9 protein-coding genes are annotated in these 14,994 nt (G+C 44.5%); 6 read left to right on the top strand and 3 right to left on the bottom strand.

Annotation, left to right across the window (positions count from 1 at the left end):
• Window positions 1-40: 40 nt before the first annotated feature.
• Genes LJ707_RS10190 through LJ707_RS10180 form a run of 3 tightly spaced genes read right to left on the bottom strand, consistent with a single transcriptional unit; the run spans window position 41 to window position 5,412 of the window.
• Complete coding sequence (locus LJ707_RS10190) at window positions 41-2,212, bottom strand: 7TM diverse intracellular signaling domain-containing protein (RefSeq protein ID WP_228950707.1); 2,172 nt, start codon at window positions 2,210-2,212, stop codon at window positions 41-43.
• Window positions 2,213-2,239: 27 nt separating this feature from the next.
• Window positions 2,240-4,543 carry an Rv1355c family protein gene (locus LJ707_RS10185; RefSeq protein ID WP_228950706.1) on the bottom strand — a complete coding sequence of 768 codons (2,304 nt, stop codon included), beginning with the start codon at window positions 4,541-4,543 and terminating at the stop codon, window positions 2,240-2,242.
• Between the two features lie 59 nt (window positions 4,544-4,602).
• On the bottom strand, window positions 4,603-5,412 hold the full coding sequence (locus tag LJ707_RS10180; RefSeq protein WP_228950705.1) for a hypothetical protein: 810 nt from the start codon (window positions 5,410-5,412) through the stop codon (window positions 4,603-4,605).
• Window positions 5,413-5,673: 261 nt separating this feature from the next.
• Here LJ707_RS10180 and LJ707_RS10175 point away from each other — a divergent pair, with 261 nt between their 5' ends.
• From LJ707_RS10175 to LJ707_RS10150, 6 genes are all read left to right on the top strand, one after another.
• Window positions 5,674-6,264, top strand: a complete 591-nt coding sequence (locus tag LJ707_RS10175; RefSeq protein WP_228950704.1) for an RNA polymerase sigma-70 factor — start codon at window positions 5,674-5,676, stop codon at window positions 6,262-6,264.
• A gap of 71 nt (window positions 6,265-6,335) precedes the next feature.
• The gene (locus tag LJ707_RS10170) at window positions 6,336-7,298 is read left to right on the top strand and encodes a FecR family protein (protein ID WP_228950703.1); all 963 of its coding nucleotides are present in this window, start codon (window positions 6,336-6,338) and stop codon (window positions 7,296-7,298) included.
• A 271-nt stretch (window positions 7,299-7,569) separates the two neighbouring features.
• A complete protein-coding gene (locus LJ707_RS10165) occupies window positions 7,570-10,914 on the top strand; it encodes a TonB-dependent receptor (RefSeq protein WP_228950702.1) in 3,345 nt (1,114 codons plus the stop codon).
• Window positions 10,915-10,925: 11 nt separating this feature from the next.
• The gene (locus LJ707_RS10160; protein WP_228950701.1) at window positions 10,926-12,548 is read left to right on the top strand and encodes a RagB/SusD family nutrient uptake outer membrane protein; all 1,623 of its coding nucleotides are present in this window, start codon (window positions 10,926-10,928) and stop codon (window positions 12,546-12,548) included.
• Window positions 12,549-12,589: 41 nt separating this feature from the next.
• Window positions 12,590-13,714: a SusE domain-containing protein gene (locus LJ707_RS10155; RefSeq protein ID WP_228950700.1), complete on the top strand. Its 1,125-nt coding sequence runs from the start codon at window positions 12,590-12,592 to the stop codon at window positions 13,712-13,714.
• A gap of 66 nt (window positions 13,715-13,780) precedes the next feature.
• Complete coding sequence (locus LJ707_RS10150; protein WP_228950699.1) at window positions 13,781-14,941, top strand: glycoside hydrolase family 76 protein; 1,161 nt, start codon at window positions 13,781-13,783, stop codon at window positions 14,939-14,941.
• The last annotated feature ends 53 nt before the right edge of the window (window positions 14,942-14,994 follow it).

Genomic DNA, 14,994 nt, shown 5'->3' with positions numbered 1-14,994 from the left:
AAAAATATTTATACGGACTATCGTCCAGTTTTGATATTGGTTATTGCAACTTTAACGGCAACTCTATAATAAACTCGCAGCCCTCTCCTTGTTTACTATTTACAGTAATATTACCGTTATGCCTTTTTATGGTATTATAAGCTATTGACATGCCCAAGCCCGTACCCTCACCTACATCCTTAGTGGTAAAAAAGGGTTCAAATATCCTGTGCTGTGTATCCTGGTTCATGCCAATGCCGTTATCAGCAAAATGCAGAAATACATGCCCATCATGCTGCCTGGTTTTTATACTGATGATGCCCCCGGCGTTTTCACCAAACTTTTTATTGATGGCATAAACAGAATTTGATATCAGGTTTAAAAATACCTGGTTAAGCTTGCCGGGGTAACACTCCACCAGGTCAAGCTCACCGTAATCCTTTTCAACCGCCACTTTGTTGTTAAACATATTGTTGCTGATGATCAGCGTAGATTCAATACCCTCATGCAGGTCGGCATATTTTAAGTCGTCCTCATCAAGGCGCGAAAATATTTTCAGCCCTTTTACAATTTCGGCTGTACGTACTGCGCCCTCATTGATCCCTTTAAGTAAATGCTTTATCTCATAGTTCAGGTAATCAAGGTCAAGCTCCTCTTTCAGGATATCTATCTCCTTTTGCTTGGCTTCAACCGGTTTGTCTGACAGGCCTACCTGTTCAATGGTTTGCAGCGCATCCATCATCATCTCGATATCACGTTTAAGCGGGTTAATGTTTGACGTTACAAAATTAATAGGGTTATTAATTTCGTGCGCTATACCTGCCGTGAGCTGACCCAGCGAAGCCATTTTCTCTGACTCAACTAATTGTGATTGTGCCTGTTTCAGGTTATCCAGTGTTACAGATAGCTCCCTGTTTGTTTTATTCAGCTCAAAAGTACGATCGCTCACCTTGGCTTCCAGTATTTCGTTCTGTTCGCGTATAATGCGCTCATTCTCCTGCAATGCCCGCAACGCCTCCTCCTGCGATCGCTCTTTTTCTTTTTTAAATACATTTATCCTGTCGGCCAGCGCAAATGAAAGCAAGACGGCCTCAAGCGCCGAACCGATAAGCAACGCCGAGTTGGTAAGATCGTTATAAGGCAGTACTACGTTAAAATCCTTCAGCACGTAAATTACCACACACACTATAAAAATTGACCACGCGATAAGGAAGTATTTAGCCGAGCGCGAGCCTTTCAATAATATCCTGATCGCCATGAACAGCACATACAACGCACTGAACATTGCCGTTGACAGCATGATGGTGTAGCTCAGGTTACGATGCCCTAAAAAGGCAAGCAGTATCTGAAAAGAATACAGCACCCAAAAAACATACGAGAACTTATGCAGGCCCGGTGTATAAGTTTTTGATAAAAGGAAACTTTTTGAAAACTCAATAGCCGACAAACCGATCAGCGCGCTGGTTATGTATATCAGCATATCGGCTATCAACGGGTGATTTTGCAGCACAAACCGTAGTAAATAGCCTTCCATGGAGGCTTGCGTTAACAATACCATGGAGAGGTAAAGGATGTAATACAGATAGTTTTTATCGCGTACGCTGGTGTATACAAAAAAGTTATACAATATCATTACCAGTATTATACCTACGTAAATACCAAATGTAATGTCCTTAAAAAGAGCCCTTTCAACTATTTGCGCCATGCTGCCTACATAAAATGGCAGTATAAGCTGCTTGCCGCTTTTTACATACAGGTAAAAGGTGCTTTCACTATCCTTTTTAAGATTTAAAGGATAAATGAAGGTTTGATGTTTTATGATACGCGTATCAAAAGCTAAACGGTGGCCGCTTGTATTTTTCTGTGTTACTTTACCGTTTGTTAGCTGATAAAAGTCAACATAGTCAACCATTGGCTGGGTAAACTGTACGGCCAGTGTGGTATCGGCTGATTGGTTTTTTATGGTAAACCTGATCCAGTAACCATAAGGCTTGGTATCCAGGTTTGGGAAGTCATTATCTGTTTTTTGATACCCGGCAGATTGTATAGCCGCGGCAAGCGGCATGTTGGCATTAGTATCCGTTAGCACTTCAATGCTTTTGCCGATCACCTGTACCTTGCCTTTAAATGTAACTATATTTTGCGCATTCGCGGATACAAACACGCCCCCCATCGCTATTAAAAACAGTGCCTGGCATACAACAATAAAATATCGCATCAATCGGTAATACATTTCAGTTAGTTAATACTTAACCGCAGCTTAAAATTGGTAAAAAAGCTCGTCCTTGTTTTTACGCAGAGATTTTGGTCCGTAATCATCAGCCAGGGCCAGCTTCATTAAAAATACCTCTGTTTGGTTTTCTTTGCCTGCCGGAAATATTTTCAGGAAGCGCTCACGCAGCCTTGTTAAATTTTCGATCTCATCCGGTGTAAGCTGCTCGGCATTACCATGTACCAGGCGGTTAAAAAAGAACACGGGCGACAGCATTGGGTGTACAGCAATGCTTTCGGCAGCACTTAACAGCCATAGCTTTTCAACAGCTTTACCGGCTTCTATTAACCCGGTATGAGTAAGTGAGGGTATGGTAATCAAAGCCATGCTGCCTGCCGACTTAACCGCCTTTAGCGAGAGTTTTTTAAAAGCGCTTCCTTTTTTCCAGTCAGATATTAGTTCAACAGCCTTCCAGTCGCCCGCAACTTTAAACCCGGCTATATCGCTTTGGCTTATATCAACCGCCTCTATCTCCACACCGTCGCGCTTTTGGTCGGCCTCTGCCCTGTCCCACCGCAGTTCATGGTAAAATTCTTCGTGGCCCAGTTTATTTAACAACCTTACCTTATCGCATTCGGCAATAATATCGGCCAGTTCTGCCAAATCCTCTTCGCTTTCAGTGTGGTACAGGCTAATGCCTTTAAACTCATTTAAAGCCGACTGTGCCTTGTCATAAAAAGAGGCATCAATGGGTTTGCGAACATCTATCCGGCGGTTGGTTCGGCGTGTAAATATCTCATTAGCCAGTTTGGTATCCTCACCTAAAACAACCTGATCCTGCTTTTCAAAACGGATAACTGCGGCTATTTGCGTTGCAGCGCCTGTTGGAAATATCTCGGCGTTACCGGCTAAACCTATGGCGCTGGCTTGCAAGTGTACATTCTCTAAAGCCGCGCCTAACGACATATGTGAGCCCATCTCGTAATAATCTCCCCATGACCATGACTTGTATTTATCATGGAACAGAAATAGCAAGCCTTCATGATAAACCCATACCCAGGGCTGGTTATTACCCGCTGATGGCGCTGCCAGGGCGGCATCAACTATCCGGTGCAATTGCTGCTCATCCGGTTTAAACGTTGCCGCCTGATGCTCTTCAAAGTATTTTTTTATACTATCGGTCTGTTGATCTCTGGTTAAAGGCTGATATGGATTTGCCGACGGCTGAACTTCTTTAGCAACATGTTCATCCTTTACCAACTCTTCCAGGTCGATATAATAACGGCCCGATTCATGGTACTGATCAAGCAGTATGCGACGGCAAACATCGGTGGTAAGCGCTCCGCCCAGCGTTACCGACGAGGCTAACTGCGGCCAGGTATTGATGGATTGCTCAACCTCCAGCATTGATGCCTTTAAACGGGTCGAGATGGTTTCGGCACCTATCATACGTAAAATATAAGGCACCTTTTGCTCATTGGTAAGATCCTTGATATTATCAGGGTCAAGGCCATCGGCTAAACCATGCAATACAGGCCTTTGCGGCTCAAGGTCAAACCGTTCAACATCAAGCATACCACGGTCATTGGTATCCATAACTACCGGTATATTCAGCTCACGGGCCTTATACCTGCTTTGTATCTTAATGTCGAGGCCATCACAAACCTCTATAAACAGATCGAGCTTTTGGTTGCCGATAAAAAAAGCGTCCATATTGCCATTGTGCAGGCCATCGTTAAATATCTCAACTCTCAAAAACGGATCGATCTCGGCAATCTCACGCGCGGCTATTACCGTTTTATTGATGCCGAGGTTAAACAGCGGCGTACGCAGGCGGTTAAGGTTACTCAATTCGGCCGTATCAAAATCAGCCAGGCGCAACTCACCGCAAATACGCTCCATAGCGATAGTAAGCGCGATAGAATGACCTACCGACAAACCTACAATACCAATTGCCTTTTGCTGTAAACTGTGCTGCTCATCAAGTGTTATTTTATAGCGGTTTCGGTTGGTACGTACCTCTATAAACTCCTCCTCATCCAACAAATGAATCAGTTTTTTATTCCACGGAAAATAAACCCATACGCCCTCCTCATCAGGATTTTTGCCCGCATGGCGGTCAGCTATCAATCGCTGATAATCATCAGCTTTAAGCTTGATTGTTGGGTGCTGCATTTTAAGCAGTTCTTTAAGCTGCTCTTCATAATTATCATGTACAATACTAACCTGCCTGTCCGCTATCAGCGCGGTAAGTGCCTGCTGATCCTGCGTATTTTTTAAACGAAAAAAAACAGGCCTGTAAATTTGATTGAGTGAGCCGGTGGCTTCAATTAATCCTGATAACTCGTTCATATATGTAATTGGTAGCTGTTTTACGATAAAACAGTATGTAATGTTGGTTTATTATCGGTTTAAAGAAAATTCAGATCTTTCTCATCAACCTTACCCTGTAAAAAGTTTTTATGTGTATTGGCTATGGCCTGCTCAAGGCTCCAGTTGGCCAGTGTTGGTATCTGCGTTTCGTAATGTATGATGATCCTTTTACCACGAAGCTCCTCTTCACGCACAGCATCAAAACTGCCGCGGATCTGAAAAACTGCCTTTTTATCTTCTTCATCGGCCAGGCTCATTACGGGTACATCCTTTAACAGCATGGTAGTAGCTACCAGATCGAGCTTTGGATAATAAAAAGTACCGTTGTTGCCAATTGTTGCCACCAGTTCCATGCCTATACCCTTAACAGGTTTAACAGTGTACGGGGCACATAAAGCGAATAATGATTGCAGCCCTAACTGGTAAGCAATGGCAGCCGATACCCTTATCAAAAAAATACTGCCTACACCATAACCCGCTATCTCGCGCGAGTTCCATAATCCGCAAAGTTCACCGGTACCCTGTTGTGCATAATGGTATACGGTTTCGAATATCTTTGGGTCCATACTGCCGGTGGCCTGTTCAATGGGCAACGGTTGGTGCCCGCCTGCAACATGCACACGCGCGCCGCCGTAAACCCGTGTACCGTCAAGCGACTCAACAACCATAACAAACGCGTCGGGGTTTTCAGTCCATTCATGCCTGGATGATGTTACCTTTGTAACCCCGATAGATGTTAACACATGGGTATGGCCCTCAATAAATGCCTCACATGTTTCGGGGTCATCAATGGCTCTGAAAGCCCTGAGCCTGACTTCGGGCCGCTCCTTATTTATCGTAGATTCCATTACTGCGTAGGTGGTAACAACAAAAAAAGCCATTCACCCAACAATAATCCTCTAACCCGCTGCTTTTTCAATTGCCCAACAAATGTAGTAAAAGCAAGTTTATGATATCAATACCTCATGATTGCGATGGAAATTTATGACTTACCAATGCACTTGATGTTTCTTAAAACATTCACTTGTATTTAACCTTTAATTTTAATTAGCTTTATACCCTCAAATTTATATAGCCAATTAGCAAACCCGTTTTGCATTTACTTTAATATGTATCAAGCATCGCAACATCAATTGTGGCCTGACAGTAAATTGTTGGAGTTGATAAAACTTGACGACAGGGGCGCGTTTGAAATGTTGTATAACCGGTATTCGGCCAAAGTATTTCATGTTGCTTATAACCTGTTTCGTGATAAGTATGTATGCGAAGATCTGGTACAGGAACTGTTTACCGACTTATGGTTTAAACGTTACCATTTGCATATTAACAGTTTACCGGGCTATTTAAAGGTGGCCATCAAAAACAGGGTACTGGTTTATATACGCACCCAAAAGGCTACTATTGATATTGATACCATTGACAGGATGATGGAACAATACAGCGCCGATAGCAAGCTCGTGCAAAATGATATTGCCCGCCTGCTTGACGAGGGCATTGCCGGTTTGCCCGAAAAATGCCGCCAGGTGTTTTTGCTAAGCCGTAAAGAATACCTGTCAAACAAAGAAATTGCCCAACGGCTTAACATCTCTGTAAAAACCGTTGAAAACCAAATGACCATTGCCCTGCGCTACCTGCGCACCGGCCTTACGGATTACCTGCCGCTGGCTGCCCTGGTCGTACTGTTGCAGGATAGGTTGTAATCAAATAAATATTTTTTTTAATTCTTTTAGGGGGTAGGTGCTTTTTCTGCATCCTACTATATGTAAACCCAATGAGAAGATTTAATAAACCTAATGAACCCGGAAGGGTAAATGACGGCCGTTTGCAGGAAAAACTGGTGGAGAAATATTTTCAAAACCTGGATTTTGACGATGTTCAAACCGGCCCGCATGACGCTGAATTTGACAGCAAAGGGGTTTACGCCAATATTCTGAATGCTATAGATGCTGTACCCGAAACACCCAAACGCCGCTCATACACCGGCTGGATGGTTGCCGCCTCTGTTTTAATAGCGTTTATTTCACTTACCTATTACTTCCGTTACAATATACTCAACTACGTATCACCCGTGCATACCATGCAGGTGGCAGCAGCACGAGGTAGTGTTACCAGTATTGTTTTGGGCGATGGCACCAAGGTATGGCTTAACGGCGGCAGCCGCATCAGCTATCCCGAAACCTTTAGGGGCGAAAAGCGGGAGGTTACCATTACCGGCGAGGCCTTTTTTGATGTGATGCATAAAACCGACCAGCCTTTTATTGTACATACGGGCAACATTACCACCCATGTACTGGGTACCAGCTTTAACATTAAGGCTTATGATGATGACCAATTACTGCACGTTGATGTGGTAAGCGGCAAGGTTGGCGTTGTACCGGCTGAGGGCAGCGCCTTGTCATTCAATACCATTTATCTCACACCGGCACAGGGCATAACTTACAATAAAACAGATAATTCCATATCAAAAACAGCCGGTATTGATATTTCAGCTTTATCTGACTGGAAGGCAGGCAAACTCATATTTAAAAATGCCGCCCTGCCCGAAGTGATAAAAACGCTTAACCGCGAGTTTGAAGTTAGCATTCGCGCGGATGCTAACCTTACGGCGTGCAATATATCGGCTGATTTTACCAATGTACCTATTAAGGATATTATGGCTGTTATTGCCCGTCTGGTTAAAGGAAAGGCAACCCTTAACGGCACTGTATATCACCTGAAGGGCAAAGGCTGTTAGTTACTAATAACCAATAAATTAAACTGTACATAAACCAGTTGTAAACTTAAAAACTAAATTATGGAACAAGGATCTACTTAATTAAAACAAAAAACCCTGTACAAACGGATTTGAACAGGGTAAAATTCAAAATGCAGGTTAATAAAAAGTGGCTTTGCGTCTGAGCTGCAATTCGTAGCAAAAACACTTTAGTTTCTAACACTTTAATTTTCTCAAAATTATGAATAAATCTCTGTTTTATAATGGAGTGATTCGTCATGTGCTAATTCTAATGAAAATTACCTCGCTTGTTTGTTTTGTTGTTTGCTTTATGTGCCTCACCGCCATTGCAGACAATACTTATGGGCAGCAGTTTTTAGAATCGCCGGTAACGCTCAAACTAAATAATATTAAGCTTACTGACGCGCTCGAAAAAATCGCTGCCGATAATAAGGTCCGTTTTGCGTACACCGATAATGTGCTTAAACAAAGCTACAGGGTAACGTTTAACGTGCAGGGCAAAAGCGTGCGCGATGTATTAGGCCAGCTATTGACACCATTTAACCTAACCTATAAGGTTATAGGTGATGTTATAGTGATCAGTGAACCCACTGCCCAAACCATTACATTTAGCGCGCAGGAAACATCCGCAAAGCAAGCTAAAGTAACGGGTAAAGTAACTGACGATACCAACTTTCCGCTACCCGGTGTAACCGTAAAATTAAAAGGTACTACCATAGCTACTGTTACAGATGCCAATGGTACATTTTCAATTGATGCCCCTGCCGATGCAGTGCTGGTATTCTCATTCATAGGTTATAACCAGCAGGAAGTACCGGTTAACGGCCAAACAGCTATCAATGTAAAACTTGCCCCTGCCCAAACCGCCCTTAACGAGGTGGTTGTAGTTGGTTACGGCACCCAAAAACGCTCGAGCGTGGTTGGCGCTATTGACCAGGTAACGTCCGAAGCTATTGAGGGCAAGCCCGCCGTAAGTGCTATACAAGCATTACAGGGTACATTGCCTAACTTAACCATTCAGCAAAAAAACCTTGAACCGGGCCAAACGCCTAATATCAACATTCGTGGTTTAGGTACGCTTAACAACAACTCGCCGCTGCTGGTTATTGATGGGATCATCAATGAGGATGTGAGCGCTATTAACACCCTTAACCCGTCAGACATTGAAACGGCTACCGTGTTGAAAGACGCGGGCAGCGCGGCTATTTATGGTTCACGCTCTGCCAATGGTGTTATTTTAATCACGACTAAAAAGGGTAAAAAGGATAGCAAAGCTACCGTAACCTATAATGGACTGGTGGGCACACAGGTGCCACGCATTACGTACCGGCCGGTACACTCGTACGAAAACGCCATATTGCGTAATGAGGCGGCTACAAATGCTAACCTGCCTGCTGTTTACTCGCCCGCACAGGTGCGCCAGTTTCAGCAAGAGGGTGACCATGAGTGGTTTCTGGATGCTATCCTGAAAAACGCTTTACAGCAAAACCATAACGTGAGTATTACAGGCGGTAACGCTACCACAAGCTACCTGGTTTCGGCCGGATTACTTGATCAGCGCAGTAACCTGGTTGGCCCTGATTATGGTGCAAGGCGTTATAACTACCGCATTAATTTAACTAACGAAATAGGCAAATTAAAGCTGACCAGCATATTAACCTACGCCCGTACCGAGCGTAAAGAGCACTCGTACAGCACAGGCACATTAATAGTTGATGCCGGCCGTACCCCTACTTATTATGACATTAAGGACGACCAAGGTAATTACCTGACCAACGATGTACTATCAGAATTTAACCCGCTGGGTATATTGGAAAAAGGCGGCTACCGCAAGTTTGATGATGACGTGATCACCGCTAACCTAAGCGCGGAATTCGCCGTTACCAAAGAGCTGAAATTACGCGGTGTTTTTGGTGCCAATTTGGGCAGCTATCATACCCTTGAGCGTGTACAACGTGTTGATTACCTGCCGAAAGGTGTTTATGGTGCCGATAGAAACACGAATGACATCAGCTCAAAAAACCTGTTTTTGAACACACAATTGATAGCCGAATACAATAAGGTATTAGCTAAAAAGCACTCAATCGGCGTTTTAGTAGGTGTAGCTAATGAGTCGGTTACTAACCGCGGTACAGCGCTGCGTTACAAACTAACCGACCCTGAATTGGGTACACCGGTTGATGGTACTGTAATTGATGCGGCAAATTCAAACGGCACGCTTGGCAACACTAATGAAACCAGCCTTAACTCCTTGTTCGGCCGTGTATCGTATGATTTTGAGAATAAATACTACGGCGAGTTCAATTTCAGGATCGATGCTTCATCAAAATTCGCCAGGCAAAACCGTAATGCTTTCTTCCCGTCATTCTCGGCAGGTTACCGCATTAGCCAGGAAGATTTTATGGAAGACTACCGCGATCGCTTTGGCGATCTGAAAATCCGTGGTTCGTACGGTGTATTGGGTAACCAAAGTGTTGGTAACTACCAGTACTTAACTACTTACTTTAATATCCCGAACAATTACGTGTTTAACAACCAGGCAACTTCGGGCACGGGCTTTAATATTGCCAATCCTGACATCCGTTGGGAAAGAGCAGCATCATTTAACATTGGCTTTGAAGCAACCTTGTTTAAAAATGCCCTTAGCTTCTCGGCAGATTACTTTAACAAAACCACCCGTGATATACTTGTACCACCGGCAGTACCTGGCGCGTTTGGTTCAGGCTTACCATCGTTTAACGCCGGCGAGGTTAACAATAAAGGCTGGGAGTTTACGGCAACCTATCGTAAAAGCACCAAAAACTTTAAACATGTATTGAGCTTTAACATTGCCGACTCTAAAAACAAGGTTTTACAATTTGAAGGCAATCAGCAAATATCAAGCTATGATGAAATGCAGGTATTGCTTAAAGTTGGCTTACCGATCAACTCGTACGTAGGTTACAAACGCGATGGTTATTTCCAAAATCTCGACGAAGTAAATAATGGCCCTAAACCTACCGGGCTGAGCGTACTACCCGGCGATATACGCTATGTTGACGTAAATAAAGATGGCATTATTGATGAGAACGACAAATTTGTGTTGGGTAACCCGCTGCCTCGTTATACTTTCGGCTTAACTTATGATATAACCTATAAGCAGTTTGATTTAAATATCTTTCTGCAAGGCGTAGGCAAGCGCAGCATGTTTTTACGTGGTGAGCTGATCGAGCCTTTCCACTTTAACTACTCGCAGGTAATGTACCAGCACCAGTTGGATTACTGGACACCGCAAAACCCTGACGCGGAATTCCCTCGCCTTGCGGCAAACGGAAGCCAGTCAAACACCAACAACTTCCGTCGCGGGTCTGACCTTTACCTGTACAATGCCGCTTACGTTCGCTTAAAAAATGTACAGTTTGGTTATACCTTGCCGGGCAACATAGCTAAAAAAATAGGCATGAAAAAAGCCCGTGCCTACTTCTCAGGCCAAAACCTGCTAACGCTGTCGGGTATCGACTTTGTTGATCCGGAATCAACCGAGTTTGATAACGGCCGTGGTGTTGGCGGCGCTAACAGCGGCCGCAGCTACCCGCTACCGGTTTATTATGGCTTAGGTATTGATTTAACCCTTTAATAAGTACCAATATGAAAAGATCGCAACTAACAAAAACCGCTTTTTTGATCATACTGGTAAGCGTATTATCAGCATGTAAAAAGCTTGACCTTGTGCCTACCAATAATTTTACCGACGCAAATTACTGGACCAGCGCAGCCAAGGCAAACAGTGTATTAAATACCGCATATTCGCAATTATTAAACAGCAGCCTATTCTTTTACAATGAAGGCCTGTCTGACAATGCTTACAACGGCCGCGGCGATAACGAAGGCGCAGCCTCATTAGCAGCAGGTACCTACGATCCATCATTAGGGCGGTTAAAAAGCGAATGGGGTTTTCATTACACCGGCATCAAAACCAGCAACATTTTTTTAGAGAATGTTGATCGTGTGGGAGGTATGGATGAGAACCTGAAGAACCGCATGAAGGCTGAAGCACGTGTACTACGCGCATGGCACTATTTTTACCTTACCACCTGGTTTGGTGATGTACCATTATTCAGCAAAGACCCTACGGTTGAAGAAACCAAGACCGTAAGCCGTACACCAAAAGACCAGGTGGTTGATTTCATCCTGAAAGAGCTTGACGAAAGTGCCGCTACCCTGCCCGTGAATACCGCATACCCTGCAGCGGATAGAGGCCGCCTGACTAAAGGTGCCGCTATTGCGTTAAAAGCGCGCGTATTGCTCTATCAAAACCGCTGGGCCGATGTGGTTACCGAGTGCGAAAAGCTGATGAACAGCAACGCCAATGGCACTTATAGCTTATTCCCATCGTACGAAGGCTTGTTTTTACCACAAAATGAGTACAACAGCGAGGTGATCTATGACATTGGTTATGTAACTGTTGACAGGGAGTATCAAACGTTTTATGATATGGCTCCGCTATCAGTTGGTGGCCGCTTGAATGCGCTTGCACCTACGCAGGAGCTGGTTGACAGCTATTTAACGCTTAACGGCCGCAAAATAAATGATGCCGGTTCAGGATACGACGAGAATGATCCGTACAATAACCGCGATCCTCGCCTTACCAATACCGTAGTTTATCATCAGTACAATTGGAAACTGCCAAACGGAAGTACAAAGGTTATTTATACCAAGCCGGGTACTGATCCTGACAGCAATGCACCGGATGAATACCGCTCAGGTAGCATCGCGTCGCCTACAGGTTATTATACCCGTAAATATTATGATCCGCAATCGCGCACCAATTTCCAGGCCGCGCTTAACCTGATCATGATACGTTATGCTGATGTATTGCTGATGTATGCCGAGGCTAAAACCGAGCTTAACCAGATGGATGCTTCTGTTTGGGACAGAACTATAAAGCCGCTGCGCCAGCGCGCGGGTTTTACAGCACCTGAAGCTATCAACTTTAACGCCTCAGCCAACCAGCGCGATGTTGTGCGTAACGAGCGCCGAACAGAACTTGCTATGGAAGGCCTGCGCATATTTGACATTCGCCGCTGGCGTATTGCCGAGAATGTGCTTAACGGCTGGGCGCATGGTGCCAAGTTCGGCCCTGCTAATGTTGACAATGGCTACATCCGCGCTAACGAGCGCCGTTTTGACGCAGGCCGTAATTACCTGTGGCCTATACCGCAGGATGAACGGGCACTTAACCCTAACCTTGGCCAAAACCCGGGCTGGTAATATTATTTAGTTTGAAAATCAATTAACAGGATCAAATCATCATGAAAAAAAATATATTCTGCATAGTACTTGCAGGCATCATAGCAACTATATTTTCCGGCTGTAAAAAAGATAAAGAACTTAGCCACACCAAAGTAACGCCTGTGCAGGCACTGTACTTTCCTGAAAACAACAAATTTGTTAAGCTTGACGGAAGCGGCACTGTAACTTTTGAATGGCAACAGGCTAAGGCCGAGGATAATGGCTATGTAAGCTATGAGGTAGCGTTTACCAAGGAAGACGGAGATTTTACAAACCCTATTTATACTGTGGCATCGGGCCGTAACGGTTTTGATAACACCATTGTTATGAGCTACGCCGACCTTAACCGTGTAGCCACACTGGCCGGTATAAAACCTGCTGAAACAGGTAAGCTGAAATGGACCGTTATATCCTCAAAAGGGATCAACCCTAATATCCCAAGTGTATCAAGCCTGATCGAGGTTGAAAGGCCTGACTCATTTGTTACGCCTAATGATCTGTATGTTACCGGTGCCGCTACCGAGGGTGGTACTGATTTGGCCAATGCCAGACACTTTAAAAACCTGGGCAACGGCAAGTTTGAGATTTATACTAAATTGAAAGATGGTGATTACCAATTCGCGTCAGACAATAAAGGCACACCGTCTTTATTCTCGATAAACGCGGCAGGTAAACTGGCCGAAAACGGCACAACCGCGTTTGCCGGCAATAAAGTGATGCGTATTGTGCTTGATTTTAACACCCGCGAAGCACAAATGACCGAGATATCATCAGTAGGCTTATGGTTCTCTCCGGAAGGCAAGGTGCTGTTTGATCTTCCTTACGTAGGTAACGGAACCTGGCTGGCTACTGATAAGCCTATCGTGTTCAGGCAGGAAAGCTGGGGCCGTGATGAGCGCTACAAATTTCGCTTCTCAGTTAAAAATGCAGTAGGCGAAGCAGGCATTGAATATTTTGGCAGTAAAAACCGTGATAATAACAGGCCTGATGCATCAAGCCCTGCATCATACTATGATGTAGTTGCGGTTGATAACTCACAATTTGATTATGCCTTTAAATTCATCACCGGGGCTGATAATCATAATGTAGACATCAAGGTTGATTTCAGTGGCGCTGCCTATACCCATTCAGTAACTGTTAAATAACCTGATCTGTTCACTATGGATGCCGTACCCCATCCGGTCGGCATCCATAAATAAGATATTATATTTATGAAACTGAATAAACTGACTATAATAAAACTCGCGGCACTGGCTATGGTATCAGTATCATTACCTGCCTGCAAGGATAAGGCCTTCCCGCTGTATGGTGCCGATAACCAGCGCCCGGCGGTAAGCTATAACTGGGCCCTCACGGCCGATACATTACAGGAAAAACTATACAATACCTTCCTGTCGGCAAACGGGCGTTACTTTGTGCAAAATGATGCGGGTAACTCTACCTTTCATTACTGGCCTAACGCTCACGCGCTTGATGTACTGGTTGATGGCTACTTACGCACCGATAATGATGTTTACGTACAGCGTATGAAAGCCCAGTTGAACGGCATTATACAAACCAACGGCAACAGCCTGCTTAATGATTATTATGATGACATGGAATGGCTGGCGCTGTCAAGCTTACGGGCCTACCAGGCTACTGATGATGCCGCTTACCTTAATGCTGCAAACACCCTGTGGACAGACATTAAAACCGGACTGAACAGTAACCAGGGCGGTGGCATAGCATGGCGTAAAAATCAGCTCGATTATAAAAATACCCCCGCGAATGCCCCGGCAATCATTTTCGCGGCAAGGCTTTCGCGCATTAACAATAACACGGCCGATCTTGATCTGGCTAAAACATTATACACCTGGTTAAAGGGCACGCTGGTTGACCCATCGTCAGGTTTAGTTTGGGATGGCATTAATGGTAATGGCGACGGGCAGATCAGCAAAAACCTGTATACTTATAACCAGGGGATATTTGTGGGCGCTGCGCTTGAGCTTTACCACGCTACAAATGATGCCGCCTATTTAAATGATGCCATGCGCACCGCCAAGGCTTCTCTTGCAAGCGGCGATATTACGCCGGGTGGTATACTTAAAGGCGAAGGCCAGGGTGATGGCGGCTTATTCAAAGGCATACTGATAAGATACTTTACTCTGCTTGCACAGGAGGACGCGGTAGCTGCTATTGACAGGAACGAGCTGGTAAAATTCCTGAAATTTAATGCCGAAACCTTGTACACCAACGGCATAGCAAGGCCCGCACATACCATCAGTCCGGATTGGAATAAGAAACCATCAGGCACTACCGATCTTACTACACAGTTAAGCGGCATGATGCTTATTGAGGCCGCGGCTACTTTGAGTGAGGCTAAGTTATTTTAACATTTATAACCTGCACCTTTTCATAACTCAAAAGGCCTTTTACTGATTGGTAA

Source organism: Mucilaginibacter sp. UR6-1, from assembly GCF_020880975.1.
Lineage (GTDB): Bacteria > Bacteroidota > Bacteroidia > Sphingobacteriales > Sphingobacteriaceae > Mucilaginibacter.
Note: the sequence above shows the minus strand (reverse complement) of the source record. Positions and strands in the feature narration are given on the sequence as shown.